The organism is Aureimonas sp. CAS (assembly GCF_059838215.1).
Genome location: NZ_CM187563.1, coordinates 1,404,915 through 1,423,923, shown reverse-complemented (window position 1 = coordinate 1,423,923; position 19,009 = coordinate 1,404,915). Strand labels below are relative to the sequence as shown.

17 protein-coding genes, 3 tRNA genes and 1 pseudogene are annotated in these 19,009 nt (G+C 66.0%); 10 read left to right on the top strand and 11 right to left on the bottom strand.

Annotated features, from left to right (window positions below):
• The first annotated feature begins 262 nt into the window (after window positions 1-262).
• From AC6R2M_RS06995 to AC6R2M_RS06970, 6 genes and pseudogenes are all read left to right on the top strand, one after another.
• Complete coding sequence (locus tag AC6R2M_RS06995) at window positions 263-1,582, top strand: beta strand repeat-containing protein (RefSeq protein ID WP_500486818.1); 1,320 nt, start codon at window positions 263-265, stop codon at window positions 1,580-1,582.
• Between the two features lie 93 nt (window positions 1,583-1,675).
• Window positions 1,676-3,238, top strand: a complete 1,563-nt coding sequence (locus AC6R2M_RS06990) for a hypothetical protein (protein ID WP_500486816.1) — start codon at window positions 1,676-1,678, stop codon at window positions 3,236-3,238.
• Between the two features lie 78 nt (window positions 3,239-3,316).
• Window positions 3,317-3,826, top strand: coding sequence for a hypothetical protein (locus AC6R2M_RS06985; protein WP_500486814.1), 510 nt, complete (start codon window positions 3,317-3,319; stop codon window positions 3,824-3,826).
• A 40-nt stretch (window positions 3,827-3,866) separates the two neighbouring features.
• Window positions 3,867-4,610 carry a hypothetical protein gene (locus tag AC6R2M_RS06980; protein WP_500486812.1) on the top strand — a complete coding sequence of 248 codons (744 nt, stop codon included), beginning with the start codon at window positions 3,867-3,869 and terminating at the stop codon, window positions 4,608-4,610.
• Between the two features lie 174 nt (window positions 4,611-4,784).
• Window positions 4,785-4,982: pseudogene (csgH, locus tag AC6R2M_RS06975) on the top strand (curli-like amyloid fiber formation chaperone CsgH); the annotation flags it as partial.
• A gap of 44 nt (window positions 4,983-5,026) precedes the next feature.
• On the top strand, window positions 5,027-5,758 hold the full coding sequence (locus AC6R2M_RS06970) for an SH3 domain-containing protein (protein ID WP_500486810.1): 732 nt from the start codon (window positions 5,027-5,029) through the stop codon (window positions 5,756-5,758).
• A 419-nt stretch (window positions 5,759-6,177) separates the two neighbouring features.
• Here the strand turns inward: AC6R2M_RS06970 and AC6R2M_RS06965 are convergent, their stop codons facing one another.
• The gene (locus tag AC6R2M_RS06965) at window positions 6,178-7,899 is read right to left on the bottom strand and encodes a methyl-accepting chemotaxis protein (protein WP_500486808.1); all 1,722 of its coding nucleotides are present in this window, start codon (window positions 7,897-7,899) and stop codon (window positions 6,178-6,180) included.
• Window positions 7,900-8,209: 310 nt separating this feature from the next.
• Here AC6R2M_RS06965 and AC6R2M_RS06960 point away from each other — a divergent pair.
• Window positions 8,210-8,284, top strand: a tRNA-Gly gene (locus tag AC6R2M_RS06960).
• A 287-nt stretch (window positions 8,285-8,571) separates the two neighbouring features.
• Here AC6R2M_RS06960 and AC6R2M_RS06955 read toward each other — a convergent pair.
• From AC6R2M_RS06955 to AC6R2M_RS06945, 3 genes are all read right to left on the bottom strand, one after another.
• Window positions 8,572-10,494 (bottom strand): potassium/proton antiporter, encoded by a 1,923-nt coding sequence (locus tag AC6R2M_RS06955; RefSeq protein ID WP_500486806.1) that lies wholly within the window; start codon window positions 10,492-10,494, stop codon window positions 8,572-8,574.
• 152 nt (window positions 10,495-10,646) lie between these two features.
• Entirely contained in the window at window positions 10,647-11,600 is a 954-nt protein-coding gene (locus AC6R2M_RS06950; RefSeq protein ID WP_500486804.1) for a YqiA/YcfP family alpha/beta fold hydrolase, read from the bottom strand.
• Window positions 11,601-11,815: 215 nt separating this feature from the next.
• Window positions 11,816-11,890, bottom strand: a tRNA-Gln gene (locus AC6R2M_RS06945).
• Window positions 11,891-12,107: 217 nt separating this feature from the next.
• On the opposite strand from AC6R2M_RS06945, the gene AC6R2M_RS06940 reads away from it, so the two are divergent.
• Window positions 12,108-12,184 (top strand) — tRNA-Pro (locus AC6R2M_RS06940).
• A 64-nt stretch (window positions 12,185-12,248) separates the two neighbouring features.
• Here AC6R2M_RS06940 and AC6R2M_RS06935 read toward each other — a convergent pair.
• Both AC6R2M_RS06935 and AC6R2M_RS06930 read right to left on the bottom strand, forming a co-directional pair.
• Window positions 12,249-12,776 carry a hypothetical protein gene (locus AC6R2M_RS06935; protein ID WP_500486803.1) on the bottom strand — a complete coding sequence of 176 codons (528 nt, stop codon included), beginning with the start codon at window positions 12,774-12,776 and terminating at the stop codon, window positions 12,249-12,251.
• A 95-nt stretch (window positions 12,777-12,871) separates the two neighbouring features.
• The gene (locus AC6R2M_RS06930) at window positions 12,872-13,111 is read right to left on the bottom strand and encodes a hypothetical protein (RefSeq protein WP_500486801.1); all 240 of its coding nucleotides are present in this window, start codon (window positions 13,109-13,111) and stop codon (window positions 12,872-12,874) included.
• A gap of 72 nt (window positions 13,112-13,183) precedes the next feature.
• Between AC6R2M_RS06930 and AC6R2M_RS06925 the strand changes: the two genes are divergently transcribed.
• Window positions 13,184-13,753 carry a hypothetical protein gene (locus AC6R2M_RS06925; RefSeq protein ID WP_500486799.1) on the top strand — a complete coding sequence of 190 codons (570 nt, stop codon included), beginning with the start codon at window positions 13,184-13,186 and terminating at the stop codon, window positions 13,751-13,753.
• Here AC6R2M_RS06925 and AC6R2M_RS06920 read toward each other — a convergent pair.
• The 3 genes from AC6R2M_RS06920 to AC6R2M_RS06910 are packed head-to-tail and all read right to left on the bottom strand — an operon-like array spanning window position 13,716 to window position 15,371.
• Window positions 13,716-14,063, bottom strand: coding sequence for a hypothetical protein (locus AC6R2M_RS06920; protein ID WP_500486797.1), 348 nt, complete (start codon window positions 14,061-14,063; stop codon window positions 13,716-13,718). The genes AC6R2M_RS06925 and AC6R2M_RS06920 overlap by 38 nt on opposite strands.
• Window positions 14,041-14,490 (bottom strand): hypothetical protein, encoded by a 450-nt coding sequence (locus AC6R2M_RS06915; protein ID WP_500486795.1) that lies wholly within the window; start codon window positions 14,488-14,490, stop codon window positions 14,041-14,043. Before AC6R2M_RS06915 ends, AC6R2M_RS06920 begins: the two co-directional genes overlap by 23 nt.
• Entirely contained in the window at window positions 14,487-15,371 is an 885-nt protein-coding gene (locus AC6R2M_RS06910) for a lysozyme family protein (protein ID WP_500486793.1), read from the bottom strand. The genes AC6R2M_RS06915 and AC6R2M_RS06910 overlap by 4 nt, the downstream gene beginning before the upstream one ends.
• Window positions 15,372-15,687: 316 nt before the next feature.
• Between AC6R2M_RS06910 and AC6R2M_RS06905 the strand changes: the two genes are divergently transcribed.
• Window positions 15,688-15,873, top strand: a complete 186-nt coding sequence (locus tag AC6R2M_RS06905) for a hypothetical protein (protein ID WP_500486791.1) — start codon at window positions 15,688-15,690, stop codon at window positions 15,871-15,873.
• An 8-nt stretch (window positions 15,874-15,881) separates the two neighbouring features.
• Here the strand turns inward: AC6R2M_RS06905 and AC6R2M_RS06900 are convergent, their stop codons facing one another.
• Together AC6R2M_RS06900 and AC6R2M_RS06895 are read right to left on the bottom strand one after the other, a co-directional pair.
• Window positions 15,882-16,682 (bottom strand): hypothetical protein, encoded by an 801-nt coding sequence (locus AC6R2M_RS06900; protein WP_500486789.1) that lies wholly within the window; start codon window positions 16,680-16,682, stop codon window positions 15,882-15,884.
• Window positions 16,682-18,961 (bottom strand): hypothetical protein, encoded by a 2,280-nt coding sequence (locus AC6R2M_RS06895; RefSeq protein WP_500486787.1) that lies wholly within the window; start codon window positions 18,959-18,961, stop codon window positions 16,682-16,684. Before AC6R2M_RS06895 ends, AC6R2M_RS06900 begins: the two co-directional genes overlap by 1 nt.
• Window positions 18,962-19,009: the final 48 nt, after the last annotated feature.

The window sequence follows — 19,009 nt, the reverse complement described above, 5'->3', positions numbered from 1 at the left end:
GTAAAGCCTACGGACTTCTGAGAACGGACCTTCATCCGGCTCAACCAAGGTGCGAAATGCGGAGCGATCTCACGACGGACCCTGTCCGTCGGCCCTAGAGGTCGTGCCGCGCCAGACATCCACATCACCGATCAGCAGGGCAGAACGCGCGTCTTTTGCGTGAACGGCCCTCTGCGCTCGAAATCGACCGCGGTTGCAGTCCGGGGTTCCGTTTCGCGGATCGCGCATTCCAGCGCACCGCCGAAGGCATGCCTGCGCCTCGGTGCGGGACAGGATTCACCAAGTCTTGCCGGCACTCGAAGACGGGGCGGCACAGTACACCCAAGGGGGAAATGACATGACGACTTTCAAGACGGCTCTTCTCGCCGCCACGGCTCTCGCAATGCTGTCCGGCGCGGCCGCCGCTCAGTCGGTCGGCAACATCGCCACCAACATTCAGCGTGGTGGCTCCAATGCAGCGACCGTCGATCAGGCGTCCCACGACTCCACCACGAACGGCAACACGTCGCGGCTGCTTCAGGTCGGCAACAACAACAACGCCGACGTGCGGCAGCGCGGCCGCGGCGCCAACAATGTCGGCCGGGACGGCGAAGCCAATTTCGCGACGCAGACCGGCGATCGGAACGTCCTGACGATCACGCAGGATGGCCGCTTCAATACGACCGGCTACCAGCGCACCGGAATCGACCAGACCGGCGACCGCAACACCGCCAGCATCGACCAAACCGGAACCTCCAACCGTCTCGACACGCTGCAGCAGACCAGCCTTTCCGGCGCGTCGGCAACGACGAACGCTCTGACCGTGGACCAGGACGGCGGCGCCAACGTTGTTCGCGTCGTCCGCCAGAACAACACCGGGGGCGTTGAGAACACCGCCACCATCATCCAGAACGGCTCGAACAACCGCATCGGCGGTGCGCTCAACACCGACATCACGAGTGTCGGGCAGAACGGCACGGCGAACGTCCTGTCCGTCAGCCAGACGGGCAACGACAACATCCTGACCTCCGCCACCCAGGACGGGCTGAGCGGGGCGCCCGGCGTCAACAACCAGCTGACGCTGACGATCGACGGCAACAGGAACGGCCTGCTCGGCGGGTTCGCCCAAACGCAGGCCTTCAGCTCCGCGAATGGTATGGCGCTTTCCACCATCAGCCAACGCGGCAGCCAGAACGGCTTGGCGGTGACCATCACCGGCAACGAGAACGATTTCGGCTTCAGCCAGGAAGGCAGCGGAAACTCGATCCTCGGCACGTTGAACGGAAACTTCAGCGACGTCGCCGGCGTGCAGATCGGTGATCTGAATTCCGCGACGTTCAGCTCGTCCGGCTACGGCAACATCAGCACGTTCCTTCAGAGCGGCGATGGAAACACCGTGGGCTCGACCCAGTCCGGAAACAACAACCGTTCGTCGATCAACCAGACCGCCGACTCCAACAGCGCGACGCTGCTGCAGACCGGCAATTCGAACGTGAGCTCCATCTCGCAGCTCTCGAACTCGAACACGGCGACCGTCACGCAGATCGGCAACGGCAACAACTCGACGGTGACGCAGGGCTCCGTCGCCCTGCCCATGCTCTGATCACGATCGGTCTGGTCGGCCGGGCTTTCCGCCCGGCCGACCGTCTTTCCTCCCCGCCCGCAGGCTCCTCGTCACTCCTGAAGGAGACGACCGATGCTGAAACGCCATTCCACGCTCTGGCCGCTTCTCCTGGGCGCCGGTGTCGCGGCCGGGTCGGCCCATGCCCAGTCCAACGACGTGTTCCTTGGCCAGACCGGTGACACGAACGTCATCACCATCGACCAGACGGGTGCGAACAACCTCGTCGGCGGCGCCAGCGCGGACCTCCGCCTGAACCAGCTCGGCGACCGCAATCAGGTCGAGATCCTGCAGGTCGGCGAAAGCAACGGCATCGGCCGCATTAACATGATCGGTCAGGCCGGCCTTCTGACCGGGGAAAGCGGCGTCGCGACCGGCCTCTTCCAGCGCGGCGACGCCAACGTCCTCCAGATCACGCAAAGAACCGCGCGCGAGGGAGGCGCCAATCTCGTCGGCGCGATCGACCAGAGCGCCGGGTCGGGCCTCCAGGGGCCGACGAACCGCGCCACCATCACCCAGATCGGCGGCTCCTACGCCGAAGGCAGCGAAGGGCCAGCGGTCTCCACCGGTCCCGGCTTCCATTCGATCAGCGAGATCGTCCAGGCCCATTCCGTTCGCGACACGACCGGCGATGAGAACAGGCTCGACGTCACCCAGACGGGCGCGCGGCAGGCGGTCGAACAATTGCGGCAGGTGGGTGCCGGCAACGATATCGTCCTCACTCAGGACGGATCGGAGAACGCGCTGCGCATCGCCGACCAGCAGGGCGCGGCGAACCGGGCGAGGCTTCGTCTCTCCGGCGCCCTGAACGCCGTCGGCAACGTCGTTCAGAGCGGAAGCGTCAACGAGGTCGATCTTCGCATCGACGGCGACGCGAACTTCGTCGATCAGATCGTCCAGGCGGGCCTCGGCGGGCTCGTCGAAGGCGAGGGAAACGTCGCGCGCATCACGATCGCGGGCGACGACAATGGCAGCGAAGGGATCGGCGGCTTCGCCGCCATGAGCGGCGACAGCGTCGCCTTCGCCAGTTTCGCCGCCTCCGTCGAGCAGTTCGGCGACGACAATTCCTTCACTCTGACGATCGGCGCGCAAGCGGACGGCCGGGCGGACGGAAACGGCTTCGCCGCGGCCCAGAGCGGCTTCGGAAACGGAGCCACCGTCACCATGCTCGGCGACGAGAACCGCATGGCGCTGCGTCAGGATGGCGACGGGAACACCGCCGACATCGTCCAGACGAGCAGTGCGCGGCGCGGCGCGGCCGTTTCCGCCGCCGGCAACACCGCGCTCGTCTCCACGATCGGCGACATCAATCGCGTCGCAATCGCCCAGCAGGGTGCCGACAACCGCATGGACGTGCGGATCACGGGCAACAACAACGAGGCCCACCGCCCCCTCTCAGGGAGCGCCCGGACCTTGGGTGCCGGCCTGTCTCAGGCGGGACAGGGGCACCGGGCCGACATCGACGTGCTGGGCGATCTGAACCGGCTTTCCCTCGCCCAGACGGGGCTCGGACATACGGCGTCGATCACCGTGGTCGGAAGTTCCAACCGCTCGTCGATCGACCAGATCGGAACCGGCCATTTCGCGGAATCGATTCAAATTGGCGATGGCAATTACAGCTCGATTCAACAAGACTAGAGATGGAAACCTCCGGTAAGAATTGCGCTAATCTGTCCCTGCGTAACCTCCACTCATCGAAGATGACTGGAGCGTTCCATGCGCAGCCTGCTTGCCCTTCTCGTTCTGTCCGGAGCGATACTTCCACACGCAGTTCACGCCAATCCCACCGGAAACGTCCTCACGCTCCAGACTCTGGACCGTGCGACCAACCTCGCGACGGTGGAGTTCGGCGGGTCCCACAACACGCTTTCGATCGCCCAGGCCTCACCGGCCGTGGCATCGTCGCAAAATACGATCGCGGTCTCGGTCTCGGGCGACCGGAACGGCGGGGGCGCTGCCGGTGCGCTGGTGCCGGCGCCCCTCCTCTCCGGCCTGCCATGGGGGTCGCTCTCCCAATCGGGCGAAGGCAACTCGATGTCCTTCTCGGTGACCGGGTCGGACAATCTCCTCGCCGCGGTGCAGTCCGGCTCGTCCAACAGCGTCAGCGGCTCGGTCGCCGGCAGCCGGAACCAGGCCGCCGTCAGCCAGACCGGCATGAGCAACGTCGCGGCCTTTTCACAGGTCGGGCAAGGCAATATAGTTTCCATTACGCAAAGATCCTGGTAGAGGATCGGCCTCCGTCTGACATGCCGTTACGGGAGATTCCATGATGCGCTTTCTGGTCCCCGCAACCCTCATAGCCGCCGGGCTGACCGTCGGTTCGGCAGCGGCGCAGAGCAACACGCTCTCCATCCAGCAGGGCGATCCGTCGCGTCCGGGAACCGGCAACACAATCACCGTGGATCAGTCGCAGGCCGGCGGAAGCACCGTCGGCGGACTGACGCTCACGCAGCCGACGTCGCGGAGCTTCCTTCAGGTCGAGGAACCGCGCGGGGACGAGGACGCCGTGCAAGCCGTCACGGTCAACACCCTGTCCGCCGTGGCGCAGCCGGGGTCGCCCGCCCGCCAGCGGGGCGACAACAACACCGCATCCGTCACGATCACGGGATGGGACGGGTTCGTCGGGCTGCTCCAGGATTCGGGGACAGGCGGAACCGGAAACGCCGCGACGGTGAACCTGGCCGGCGCGGGTGAGGCGCTGGTCGGCCAGATGGGCAACGGCAATGTCGCGAACCTCACCGTCGCCCCGGCCGCTCTGGGCGGCACGATCCTGCAGGACGGGACCGGAAACAACGCCACGCTCGGCGTCACGGGCGCGGGCGCGACCGGACTGGTCAGTCAGGTCGGATCGGGCCTCACGTCCAATCTGACCGTCGATGGGGCCGGCACGAGCGTCTCGCTGTATCAGGACGGTGTCGGGCAGGCCTTCGTCGGGGGGCCGGGCACGAGCGTGATCTCGAACGGCGCGACGGTCACCATCACGCAGACCGCCATCGGCGGGGCGCAGTAGCATGCGCCGCCTCGTCCCGGTGGCGGCGGTGATCGCCGGCATGAGCCCCTTCGCGGGCATGGCCGCAGACGGACCGCCGGCGGCGATCGCGACGATCGAGGTGGAGCGGGACACGGCGACCGTCAGGCTGACCGGGAAGGCCCTCGCCCTCACGGGGGGCTCTACGAGGCGCAGCTCAAGATCGAGAAGAGCGGCACCTCGGGCCGAAGCTCGACGAGCCAGGGGGGCGCGTTCGAACTCGGCGAAGGCGAGAGCGCGACGGTGGCGACCGTCGGCCTCTCGATCGACCCGCAGGACGTTCTGGCGGCCGAACTCGTCCTCTCGGCCGATGGCCGGGAAGTCGCTCGCAGCCGGCTCTCGGTCGGGCAGTAGTTTCGGGCGGCGGAGGGGTTCGCCGAGCAAATTTGGGGGCAAGCATGACCATCAGGCTATCGATCTGCGCGGCCGTCGCGCTCGTCACGGCGTTGGCCGCACCGGCGGCCGCGCAAAGCGAGGCGGATTTCGTCCGGGCCTTCTCCGGCGACTGGCAGACGCTCGACCCCGCGCTTTCGGCCGGCGGCAGTTGCCGCCTTTCGCTGCGCACCGATCCGGTGGAGAAAGGCTACCGCCTGGAGGCCACGCGCTGCGGCGGCGCCCTCGCCGAGGTCGAGCGTTGGGGCATCGTCGACAATCAGCTGGGTCTCATCGGCGGCGGTGACGACGTGCTCGCGCGGCTGGGCGGCAATCAGAACAGGATGAGCGGAGAGCTCGCCGCCGGCGGAACGGTCGTGTTCGAGCGCCTGCCCGCCGAGGCGGCGCGATCCGCCGCTTCGGCCACGGCAAATGACGGCTGCGTCTACTACGGCTACACCGCCTCCTGCGCCAGCGCGGCCGACAAGGAGGCGCCGCTGCGCAAAGGGGTGGACGAGACCGCGCGGGCGGCGGTTCTGGTCGCCCTGAACGCCCGTGGCGAAGCCCGCCCCGACGCGCCCGTCGTGGCGACGATTCCGGCCAACACCTGCGTCGTCGTGCAGGAGTGCACCACCGCCTCCGACGGCAATTGGTGCCGTGCGACGGTCTCCAACTTCACGGGCTGGATCCGGCAGCAGGCGGTGCGCGCCGATCGCTGGCCCGTCCTCACCTACAAGCCCGGCTGCTCGGAGCGTTGAGACGGCTTCTTTGAGAGCGCCGCCCCTTCCGCGCGCGGGACGGGTGGGCGCCGCGAAGCAGGAGCCCGGTAAGGGGTTCGCGGAGCGCCGGCGCGAGAAGGCCGTTCGTCTTCGCGCATCGGCACGATATGGGCGCGACGCGCGCTCCCATGGCCTTCGTCCCGCGCCTGACGAAGGCCTCCTCCCCTGCCCGGCTTCCCGTCGAACACGAAGGGCGAGGCTTCGACGCCTCGCACTCCGCAAAGCCCGGGGCGATATCGAAGCCTCCAGCATCGGCCCCAAAAATCGGCGTCGATTTTCGGAAAGCCTGATGCGCAGGTTCAAAGAGATGGAGCGACCTTTGTGCGTCCGAACGGACGCACGGCGCTCTATGTGCCGCACGGTCGGCCCCGTGCCTCGAGCTCCGACCGGCGCGGGCGTCAGAGCGAGCGGGCGAGACGGGTCTGGAGATCGTGGACGCCGCCGCCAACAGGCGCGCCGGTCGATGAACTCGCGTTCGCCTGCGGCACCTTGAACTGCGTCAGCAGGCCGTTCAGTGCCCGCGCTTCGCCCGAAAGCTCGTTGCACGCGGCCGTCGTTTCTTCGACGAGAGCGGCGTTGCGCTGGATGCCCTGCTCCAGCGTGCCCACCGCAACGTTGATCTCCTGGATTCCGCTCGCCTGCGACCGCGCCGTCTGGACGATGGAAAGGACGCGGTGATTGGCCTCGGCCACCTTGTCCACGATGCGATGAAGCGCCTGGCCGGCTTCGTCCACCAGTTCCACGCCTTCGCGGACCTGCCCGCGCGAGGTCGAGACGAGGTTCTTGATCTCCTTGGCCGCCTCCGCCGAACGCTGCGCCAGCCCGCGCACCTCCTGCGCCACGACGGCGAAGCCGCGACCCGCGTCGCCCGCCCGCGCCGCCTCGACGCCCGCGTTCAAGGCCAGGAGATTGGTCTGGAAGGCGATCTCGTCGATGACGCCGATGATCTTCCCGATCTGCTCGGAGGAGGCCTGGATCCGCCCCATCGCATCGACCGCTCGCGACACGATGGTCCCTGACACCTCGGCTTCCTGCTTCGTTCCCGCGACGATCTCCCCCGCCTCCTCGGCATGCCGGGTGGATTGCTGCACGTTGCCCGTCAGTTCCGAAAGCGCCGCGGACGTCTGCACGATGGCGGCGGCCTGCTGCTCGCTTCGGGTCGCCAGATCGTTCGAAGCCGTCCGGATCTGGTCGGCGCCCGCCAGAATGTAGTCCGCGTTCACGCGGACCGTCTGCATGGCCGAGCCGAGCCGTTCCGACGAGCGGTTGAAGTCCTGTCGAACCTGGTCGAGGGTCGGAATGAAGGGCTCGGAGATTTCGCTGCAAAGATCGCCGCCCGCGAGCCGCCCCAGCGCGTCTCCGAGCCGGCGCACCGCGTTCACGCGCGCCGTGACGTCGACGGCGAACTTGACGATCTTCAGGACGCGCCCGTCGAAGCCGAAGACCGGGTTGTAGGAGGCCTGGATGTAGACATCCTGCCCATTCTTGGCGATGCGCTTGAACTCGTCAGCCACGAACTCCCCGGCCCTGAGGCGCTTCCACATCTCCTCATAGTCCGGGGACGCGGCGTAGGCGGGATCGACGAAGATGCGATGGTGACGTCCGACGATGTCGCTCAGCTCGTATCCGAGGGCGTTGAGAAAGTTCGGATTGGCGGTCAGGATCGTCCCGTCCACCGAGAACTCGATCGTCGCCTGCGCCCTGTCGATGGCCTCGATCTTCGAAGCGTCCACGAGCTGCGCCTGCTTGGCGGCCGTGATGTCGTTGGCGAATTTGACGATCTTCACGACGTCGCCCCGCCGGTTCAGGATGGGGTTGTAGTTGCCGCGAATGTAGACTTCCCGTCCGCCCTTCGCGATCCGGCGCAGATCGTCGCTGACGAACTGGCCGTCCCGAAGACTGTTCCAGAACGCCTCGTAGTCCGGCGAGGCGGCATAAACGGGATCGAGGAACATCCGGTGCTTCTGGCCGACGATCTCCTCCGGCGTGTAGCCCATGAGGCCGCAGAAGTTCTGATTGGCCCGGATCACGGTCCCGTCGATCTCGAACTCGATGATGGCCGTGGAGGCGTCGAGCGCCGAGAGAATCCGATCGGAACTCGTCGCGAAGAGGCTGCGCATGATGGGTGTTCCCGATGGCGCCAGAGATGGCGTGAAAAAGTCGGCCAGCCATGCGCGGGGCGCGTGAAAATCATATAAATAATATTGCTCACACTTATCTCGGCGTGCCCGGCCGGTGGGCCGGTATTTCCTCGAAACGCTTCGAATGGCCTCCAATTCCGCGTGTTCGGGGGAGCCGACCGGAAGCGCGCGGCAATTCGCCACAGCGCGGGGCGGTCGTATGCAACGCTCGCCGACGCGCGAGCTTGCCTCGATCCGTCCACCGAGATATGAGACGGATCATGCGCGGCGGATGTTTCGCGGCGTCGGCGCGGACGTAGCTCAGGGGTAGAGCTTCTGCCTTCCAAGCAGAATGTCGTGGGTTCGAATCCCATCGTCCGCTCCAGTCCCTTCCGGTCGTGTTCCCGCCCCTTTCGGTTCATTCGACGAGCGTCGACGGCTCTTCGCCGCCATTCGGGCAGACGAAGCCGTCCCGCATCCTCGCTCTGAGGTTTCGGCCTGGGTGACCCGGTTCGGCCGTTCGGCCGACGCGCGCCCGGCGAGCGGAACGGCCGACAGGCCGTCGCGCCGTACAGCATCGGCCCGAAAATCGGAATTGATTTTCGGAAAGCCTGATGCGTCAATTCAAAGAGTTAGAGCGACCTTCGTGCGTCCGAACGGACGCACGGCGCTCTATCCGGTCGCCTTCGGGTCCCCCTCTCCCGGGGCTTCCGGAGGCGGATCGCTCTCGGGGGCATCGCCCGCCGGAGCCTCGGCGCCGCCATCGACCTCCACCCGCCGCTCCTCCACCGGCTTCCGGCCGCCCCGCGCCCCGGACAGCATGCGCCGGACCATGGCGAGCGTCTCGCGACCGTTCAGGAAGATCGGCAGGTTGTAGGGTTCGGGCGTTCCGGGCGTCAGGCCGACGGATGTGATCATGCCGTTTCCGTCCACCTCCCGGACGATCAGGTCGGCGTCGCCGATGGCGACGCGGTCCCCCACCTCCGCGCTGTCGCCCAGGCGGGACAGGATGAAGTCGCGAACCGGCAATGCCCGCTCGGTTCGAGACAATTTCAGCTCGTAGGTCTTCTCCAGGCTTTCCATCCGCTTGGCTGGGTCGATGACGAACTCGCCGAAGAAGTCGTGATCGTTGGCATCGAGCCGCACCGGGCTGGCGAACAGCCGGTCGAGGAGCTTGGTGAAGCGCGGCGGCGTAAGGATGTAGACATAGTCCCCGGCCTGCAGCCGCCCTGCATACTGATAGCGGATGGACTGCCCGTCGCGTACCACGAGCGAGGGACGCGCCCAGCGCGGCAGCCGCTCGCCCTGCAGGACGGCGCTGTCGGGCACGACGCGGTAGACGATCATCTCGTGGCGGCCCGTTCCCGGCAGTTCCAGCTCGATCTTCTCCACCGGCCCGATCGCCTTCGGCACGATCAACCCCAGCCGCCGGGCCACGGGCGCGATGGTGGAGCCCTGGAGAAGCAGCGACACCAGAACCACGATGAAGGCCGTGTTGAACAGGACGTCCCCGTTCGGGAGCCCCTGCGCCAGCGGCAGGATCGCCAGAAGGATCGAGACGGCGCCGCGCAGGCCCACCCAGGACACGAAGGCCGTCTCCGACCGCCGGAAGGAGAAGGGCAGAAGACAGAGCCAGATGGCGAGCGGCCGCGCCAGAAAGATCAGGAACAGCGCCAGCCCGATCGCCGAAAGCGCCACCGACGGGAAGGCGGAGGGCGTCGCCAGAAGGCCGAGCAGGACGAACATCGTGATCTGCGCGAGCCAGGTCAGCGCCGTCTGGAAACGGCGAAGGCTGGCCGCGCCTTGCAGCCGTCGATTTCCGGCATAGAGGCCCGCCGCGTAGACGGCGAGGAAACCGCTGCCGCCCAGAATGCCTGTCAGCGCGAAGATGCAGAGCGAGAAGGCCGTGACGACGATCGGATAGAGCGCGCCTTCGAGCGAGACGCGGTTGACCATCTGCACGGTGAGCCAGCCGCCGATCAGCCCGGCGACGAGGCCGATGCCCATCTGCATGACGAAGCCGACGACGAGATCCATTCCGATGGAGCCGAGCGGGGCGCCCGCCGCCACGACCTCCAGCAGCATGATGGTGAGGAAGATCGCCATCGGGTCGTTGGACCCCGATTCCACCTCCAGCGTGGAGCGCACCCGGTCGCGGATATGCACGCCGCCGACGCGAAGCAGGAAGAAGACGGCCGCCGCGTCCGTCGAGGAGACGAGCGCGCCGAGAAGCAGGCCCTCCGCCAGCGTGAAGCCGAACAGGACGCTCGCCGCGACGCCGACGAGGCCGGTCGTCAGAAGAACGCCGACCGTCGCGAGCGTCAGCGCAGGCGCGGCCGCCTCGCGAAAGGCGCGCAGGCTGGTGCCGAAGCCCGAATCGAACAGGATGATCGCGAGCGCGAGGCTCCCGACCGCATAGGCCGTGCTCGCGTCGCTGAACTGGAGGCCGAGCCCGTCCTCCCCCACCAGAAGGCCGAGGCCGAGCAGAACCAGAAGCACCGGAGCGCCGAAGCGGAAGGCGATCAGGCTGGTGAACACGGACGCGACGACGAGGCCGGATCCGATCAGAATGAGGGGAAACAACCAGTCGAACATCAAGTCTCTTGAAGGAGGCTTCGATTGTGGGGTGCGCACCGGACGATATAGGCCGGAACGCGCCCGTGGCCATCCGCCGCGCGCGCTCTGTCGCGGTGGAGCTCGCTTGGCCCGCCCGCGGAGTTCGCGCCGACCGGACCGCAGCCGAAGGGCTACTTTTGCGCGCGTCCGGCCGGAGGTCCCGCCATCACGATCGGTTCGATCATCGCCAGCGTCTGCTCTTTCGAAGGCGGAGAATGGCCCGACGCCTCGTCGTCATAGTAGATGACGTTGAGCTTCCGGGTTGCGGCGGCGGCATCGAGCGCGCCTTGGAAGCTGGCCACCTCCCCCTCGTCGAAGGTCCCCACGAACGGACGCAGATGCTTGTTCAAATGCAGATGATCGTGGACATTCTGGAAGATGTAGACCGGAGCCCGTCGCTGATCGAGCTCGATATCGACCGATATCCGATCGGGATAATCGGACACCACCGACGCGGCGGAGCGACCCGGATAGCAACTTGCGATCATCTTGTCGTAGAAGGAACGAAAGTAGTTCGCCAGATTGATCTGAGGATTGATCGCGATGGCGGTCGCATCCGGTAGAAATCTCGACAGTTGAAGGGCGGCGAAACCGCCGCCCGACGAGCCGAACAGAACGATCTCCTCGGGACTATAATTCCCCCGCTCCGAAACGCATCGGATCAGACTGGCGAGCGCCGGGAGGCCATACCGCTTCTCCTCGTGCTGAAACCACCCGAGCTTGAGGTCGTTCTCTGCCTTCACGCTGGGGTCGCTGACGGACAGGACATCGTGTTCGGGAAAGTCCCGCGACCATGCGTGACGTTGAAAGTCGATGTGCCCCTTCGCTCGACTGGTCGCTCCGGGCAGAAGGACGATCAACCTGCTTCGTCCCTTTCTGTCCAGAAAGACATCGAAGGGAACATCGTCCACCGTCGTCCTGTAGGTGTTCTTCCCGGGAAGGACGCGCAGGCCGTCGATATCCGGGGCCAGCCAATGCGGGATGCCCGGGAGAATGCCGGCTTCCGCCGCGACCAGCCCTTCCGCATGTGGGACGATGGTATCGTTCTGCCGCGATGCTTCGCTCACAGCCTTTTCCGTGTTCACGCCGTCGACCTGCCAACTCACCCCTACCGCCCCCACCCTATGACGGGACGAATGCTTGCGGAAGCGAGACGAGCCAGACGTCGACGAGCCTTCGACCATCGCCCCGAAGAATCGACGATCGCTCGGAGACTTCGCCGTCCCGTCCATGACCTCGGTCGGGCATCGACCCGCTTCGAGCCGGCGCGGCAGAACTCGAAGGCCTTCGAGGATCGCATTGGCTGGGGCGCCTGGATTCGAACCAGGGAATGGCGGTACCAAAAACCGCTGCCTTACCGCTTGGCTACGCCCCAAGGCCGTGCAGGTGGCCGCTCGTATAGCCGCTCGGCGGCGGGCGTGCAACGCACTGCACCCACCCGCCGAGCCGACGCCTCGGCCGCGGCATGTGCCCGGAACAGACGCCGGCCAGGGCGAACGAGCCCCGCGAACGTTCGCTCGAAGCGGATCCTACGGAATGCGCGCAAAGGCCCTTGCTCCGCCCGAACACTGCCGCTATACGGACCGCGGCTTCGGAGTGTAGCGCAGCCTGGTAGCGCACCTCGTTCGGGACGAGGGGGTCGCAGGTTCGAATCCTGCCACTCCGACCAAGCCCTCCAATCACTTAGCGAACCGGACGCAATATCTGCGCCCGGAAACGCGCCCGGAAACGGGTCAGTCGAGGTCGATTTTCCGGCCGCGCTTGAAGTCGAGCGACGTGCGCCCTCCCCGCGAATCCTCGATCACGACATCGGGCCCGCTGTCGCCTTTCGTCTGCGACTGGACGACGACCGTCGCCCCATCCTCGTCTGCCAGCAGCTTCATGATCGCCAGCGCGGTCGTGTAGCTCATGGTGCGCTCTAGGCGCAGCCAGACGTTCCCGTCCTCGCCTTGGCGCATCTCCATCGGCGACGGGCTGCGCGCCGGCGACACGCCTCGGTTCGGCAAGAGCTCTTCAGCCGTCGTACGAAGGATCTTCGCGATCGTCTCCAGCTTCTCCGGTCGCGGCAGCGAGCGGCCCCGGATGTAGTTGGACACGTCGTAGGCCTGCAGTGCGGCCTTGTCGCTCTCGGCAATCTTCTTCGACCGCTCCACCAGATCGTTCTGGCTCCAGCCCAAAGCTGACAGAGCGGCCTGCAGCTTGCGGGCGAAATCGTTCCGGGCCGCCGCCAGCGTCACGGCCTTGTTCTCGTTCGAAGCCATCGCATTCCTCGCTCGCTTCAGCAGCTATTCGCATCGCTAAAGTGCTACGCGAATATTGCTGTACCGCTAACGAGGATCAACGGCCAGTGGCGCCGTCAGTCGATTCGCCCCATCATCTCGTCATACCAGCGCTCCCAGCATCCTTCTGGATGCTGCCGGATCACGCGGGCGCCGTGCGTCATATAGATTTCGTGCTGGGGAAACTGCTCGGCGCAGAGGACGAAGACCTCGTGCGCAAGCGGCAAATTATAGAGGTAGGCGAGCTCCGCCCGGACCACGTCGCCGGGCCGGATGATGCGGCTGATCTGATAAAAATGCTCGGTCCGCTTCGCCATCGTCTCGCCCCTTTCCGCTTGAGAACAGATAGAGAACGATGAAGAGATTCGGCAAGCGCGGCGAGGTGCGACATGGAAGGCTTCCGCTTCCGCTGGCGACGTCGGCAGAACTGGGGCGTCGAGGTCTATGACGCGTTCGAGGGAGAGTTTCGGGTCGGCCAGATCACGCCGGTGCAGACGCACGGGTCCGGCCTGTCCTATTGGGCCTGGAGGATCCTCCTCGCGCCGATCGCCGGACCCGACTCGGCGGGCGAAGCTCCGTCACCGCGCGACGCTGCCCGCGCGCTGGAAGCGGCCTTTCCCGCCTTCGTCCAGTCGGCGCCTCGCTTCGCCATGCCGACCGATCGGGAGGTGAGCCTCCGGGCCGCCCTGCGGCTGCCGCACACAGTCGAGCTGGACCACGCCCTGGCGGTCGCCCGAGGCGAACATGTCCGTCCGGTCTCGGTCACCGACGCGGCCGGTTGGCGGCGCTGGCTGGCGGAAGAGCGGCGACGCGGGAAACGGCAGTGGGCCAGCCCGGAGGAAATGCGCGAGTGGTTCGGCGATGCGTGGCAGGACCCGCGCGCGGTGAAGGAGGAGACGCCGAACCTTCCGGCGCGGGCGCTCATCGCTCCACGCGATCCAACCGCTCCAGCTTCTTGACGATCGCCTCAAGCGTTCGCGCCTGTCCGCTCTCTTCCGCCTTCGCAAGCGACTGGACGGCGGACTGGATGCCCTCCAGCGCGTCGGCGATCCGGTCGAGCTCGTGCGCGATCTTCGTCCCATCGAGGCCGGCGCCCAGAATCGCCCCCTGAACGCGAACGGACGTATCGACAGGCGGCGGGGCTGCCGTCGCGAGCGCGGCGCGCAGACGGGGCGTCAGGACCGCGAAGACCGCCGCGACGACCGCGAAGACGATCCAGTAGAGGTGCGGCACCCAGGCGGGCGCGTCAGCGGGAATCGTCGGAACCATGCTTTTGGGCCTGCCTGCGGTCATGAGCATCAAGGGAAGCAGTCCAGATGTTCGAAAGCTCGAACATCGCCATAAGCGTCATGAGGGAGGCGAGAACCGAACCCTCGACCGGCGCGGAGTGGAAGCCGATCGCCATCATGGACGCGACCGAGAACGACCATACGCCGAGTACGGCGCGGATCTCTGCCGCCTTGCGGAAGAAGACGCCGTTCAGGATCAGGACGAAGACGCGCACGAGGCCCGTCAGCATCAGGAGCCACGCCCATGTCTCCTCGGAAGCCCAATGCGCGAGGAGACTGTAGGAGGGCGAGCGCTCGAAGGTGTCGGCCGGATCGTGGAGCATGACGCCGATCGAGAACAGGGCCAGCGCCATGAACCATTCGAACCGGCGGACACGGAAGTGGTGGACGAGCTGGACGAAGATCATCCCGAAACCTCCGCCGTGAACCGCTTGTCGCGGGCGCGGTAGGCGCCGATGAAGTTGCCGACCTGCGTGCAGACCCAGCCCGTTGCGATGCCGAAGGCGATCGCCGGCGTCCCCTCCATCCACGCCTCCGGCAGCCAGCCGGCGGACGACATCAGGATGGCGACGACTGCACCCGCCGGCATGGTGACGGCCGAGCCGATCACTGCCCCAGCCACCGGCTTGTTCATTTGCTCGATCGGGGTGAGCGGCTTGTCGGTCATGTCGGGCTCCGGGGTGATGATGGGATCGGCGGCTTCTTCCGCCTCGGGCTTCGCGATCGGCGCGGCCGCGCTTGCCTTCGCAAGCTCCAGCACTTCGTCGAGGATGGCTTCCACACGCTCGGGCGGGACCAGCGCCTTGTTGAGCCCGTCGCCGGCATAGTAGCTCTGGCCGCGCGAGAGCTGCCGGTGCGCGCCCTTCGTCGCGACGAGGACCGGGAACGACGCCCACTCCTGCGCCAGGCGCCTGCCGAACTCCGTCCGGTCGATCTGGCCGGAAACGAACCGCTCGTAGCCGCGCCGCTTCAGAAGGTGGAAGCCGAGGCGATCCTGCAGGTTCGGGTCGAGTATCTGTCGGCCAAGAAGACGGAGCTCGGTCTTCAGCCCGGCGAGCGTCGCCCGCATGAACTGGTAGCCGCCGGTGGCAGACGAGCCGAACCGCTTCGACCACGACGCCTGGCTCCCCAGCACCTCGTCGATCGTCATGGACGTGACGGGCTTCGGGAGGCGATTCTGGTTGAAGCCGAAGATGACGTCGTAGCCGGAGCGGGCCTCGGTCCCCACCTCCGTGTCGCGTATGAAGTCGAGCAGGCGCGCGGCGCCAACCGGAACGGTCGGGTCCATCGGTGTCTCCTGGTGGTGGACATGAAAAAGGCGCCCCGCTGGCGCCTGTGAGCGATCAGGTACGTTGCCGCCTACGCGCAGTAGTTGCGCCCATCCGGATTGCACTTTAGGGATGAAGCGTCAGCTTCGGTTTCCGGGCTGATGGGAGTTCGAAACCCCTTCTGCTGACGACCGGCCGGTCGTACTACATTCAGGCGGCTCCTTCGCGGGAGCCGCCTTTGCCCGTTCGTGTCCGGGAGGCTCTCTGCGTATGTCCAGAGCCCCGGCTTAAAGGCGTGAGCGGTCCCTCAGCAGAAGGACTTTCGAACTCCCGGATATGAACTGGGAGATCGATATGCGATTGCGCGACCTCTTCGCGATCTTGCTCTACTCGCGCCACTCAGATTGGCGCCAGCACGGCAATGACATGCGGATGCATCGCTGGCACGCCGGGGAATGGCAGTCGCGCGAGATGACTACCGAGGAGCGCACGGAAGCTGAGTGGTGGGCCGCGATCCGTTAGTCCGCCGCTCACGCAACCAGAAGGCTCGCGAGGTACTGTTCGACGGTCGTGAGAGCCGCAGCGTTGTCGCTGATGTCGTCGTTCAGCAAGAGAGCGCCGCGCATCCATCCATTCCAAGCAGCACTCACCGTGTCAGACCCGAGGAACGTGATCTCACGCCCGCTGCTCTGCACCTTTGGTGAAGTTGTAGCCGAAGATGTCCCCGGCAGGCCATTCACGCGGATCGTGACGCCATTTCTCACGCTCTGCGAGACGAGGATGCGGTAGAGCTGGGTCCGGATGTCCGGCATCGCCCCGCTCAGCTGTGCCAGAAGGTTCGTCGCGGATGGCCCACCGAAGACGCGGATCGTACCGTCGCCTCTGACGTTCAAAGTGGGGAGGTTTACCCACCCCGTCGAGTTGGCGCGGCCTCCGAACAGGCTCGTGTTTTGACTGGTGGTGATGTCGCCCAAGCGCACCACGGCTGCGACGGTCCAATCAGTCGAACCCTCGCGCACGAAATCGTACCGCCCATAGGCCGTGCGAAGCGCCGGGACACCCTGGATCGTCTCGATCTGATGAACGGCAGGAAAGTTGGGGACGATGTCGGCGCGATCGTACTGACCTTGTGCGATCCCTTTCGCCAGATTGCGGGTGCGATCCATCGCGCTGCTGAAGGCGCTTGCGCGGCCCTCAAACCATGCTTCCACGAGGCTTTTGCCCTGCTTGTTCAGGAGCCCAGCCACCGCCAGAGCGGGCGCGCTGGGGATCTGGATAGCTCCCGAGAGGGCGTCCGAGGCATCGATGTTCTGGATGTGCAGGCGCTTCATCAGGTCAGCTCCTTGAAGGCGGTGGCGGTGTAGGTGGGGAAGGAGACGGGCGAGCCGAGTTCGTCGAGCCCGCCGATCGTCTCGAAATCTGTCGTCATAAGGCCGAGGGGCAGCCGGACCGATCCACTCAAGACGTCCTGCGAATTGGCAAGCGCCAGCCGACGCCGACCCGCCTGATCGAACAAGAACCCGCCGTCGAGGCCATCGACGATACTCGGCGGGGCATAGGCGTAACCGCCTCGCCAGGAGTAGGTCTCGCCAGCGGCCATCTGGTACGGCGCGGTTTCCGCCTTCACGGTCCAGTTATAGAACTTGTAGGATCCACCGTTCTTCGTAGACGGCGTGTCCCCCGGCTGGACCAAGTCCATCCCGGCGCCGTAGTCGCGATCAATCCACGCGGCCGCGTACCCGTGAACAGAGCTCTTCAGGACGCAAGCCCACTGGTCCGGCGCCTGCGTCTTCGTCCCACCGTTCTGGGTCCCGCTATCGCCGGCTACGCTTCCCTTCTGGGTGCCGCCCCAAAAGTGGTAGCTGTCCTGCCAGCCAGCCCCGACCATCTGCGTTCCACCCTCGCGGCGGATTTGGATCGGCTCCAGCGCGGTCACCTTGGACAAAACCTCGACGGCACGAGGAGTGAACCGGGCCGAGACATCCTGTCGCGTGGTGATGCGACGCTCGACAACCGTATTGCCGGCCATCAGCATGTTGCGCCAGCGCACGGTGACGCTCGAAGCCCAGCCAGTGAAATCCGACGTGAGCTTTCGTGCGTCGTCGAGGAAGAAGTCGCAGGCCGCCATCGTGGCCGTCGTCTGACCTTCCGCGCCGACGTGATTGCCTCCGGTCGTCACGACGTTGGGCGTTACAGCGCCGCTGGTCGCCTCGTGTGTGATCGGTGGGATGTAGTCGGTCTGGACTTCCTGAATCGTCGTCCAGACGGCACTTGTCGGGTCCGTCCCAGGTGCCCACGCGATCGAGCGGAAGTTGAACAGCGCGTTGGCGCCGTTGGGGCACCAGAGGGTGCGGAACATGACGTCCGCGGAATGCTGCCAGGACACCCATAGCGATTTCGTAGCAGCTCGGTACTGGACGAAAAGGGTCCCGGTGGATGCGGGAGGAGCAACAATGGTCTCCCCGCCCGAGATGAGCAGGCGCCCATAGCGATCAACGATCTCGTAGGGTGATGCGTCGGAGAAGTTGAGATAAGGGCTGCTGACGAAACGTCCGGCGTCCGCCGCCGAGCTCATCACGTTGCCGACGCGATCCAAGGTCACGTAGTCGTCAATGTCGTAAAAGCCGAGATACGGGCTACTGACGAAGCTACCGACGTTGTCCTTAAGGTCGCTGACATCCTTCTGATTAGCGAGCTGTGGGTTGTCTCGAACCGGCGAGCCGGTCGCGTCCGCGTGCCATGACCCGTTCAGCGCTGCGCTATCACCCCAGACGCGAAAGCGCGTGCCGGGAGCCGACGAGGCTGGGATGTCCGACGCCAGACGGTAGGAGGCAGCACCGGCGTTCGCCCAAGCGTCGGTTGCTGCGTTCCTCGCTTCGACCACATCCGACGCCGCCTGCTGGCGAATCGCGTCCGTTTGCTGGCGAATTGCGTCTGTCTGGAAGGCTGCAAAAACGGCATCATCACGCGCAGCTTGCGCCGCCGGCGTCACATCGCCCGTGTTGCCCTTCGGACCCGGAAGCCCCGAACTCTCGCCACGGTCGATCACCTCCACATCGGTAACGCCGTTGCCACCGAGAAGGCGGATGTAGGGCCGCATGTAGCGAGCCCCAGCCGGCGCCGTGATGTCTGCCGGCTGATCTCGACTGAATGTCGCTTGGAACGCATAGCGCCCGTCCGCGACGATGAGCGCGCGCTTGTCTGCCAGTGCGGTCGAGATGAACGCCTTGTTCGCGTCGAGCCACGCAATCCGAAACTCGACCGCGTCTCCGAACGGGTCGGACGAGTTCTGCGAGCGGGTCACTGCCCACCGTGCGAGATAGACCTGCCCCTCCTCGACGGCGAAGTCTTGCCGACTGGCGATGATGATTGGCTCCGACTGGCTCGGGACCCGCAGAGCTGCGCCGTTTGCGTTCACGACCCGCGATCCGGTTGCGACCGGCGACAGATCTTCCGCCTTACCCGAGAGGGACGTTGTGAAGAGTTCGATCACGTCTCCCGGACGTTCGCGCGCTCCCAGGTAGCCGATGCCATCCCGGCCAGCCCGGCCAGCGGGGCCACGGCTCGACAGTTTAAGGGAATCGGCTTGAGAAAGGAGAGTGAGAGCCATGTCGTTCGCCCATGAAAAAGGCCGCCTCAAAGGGCGGCCGCTGCGGGT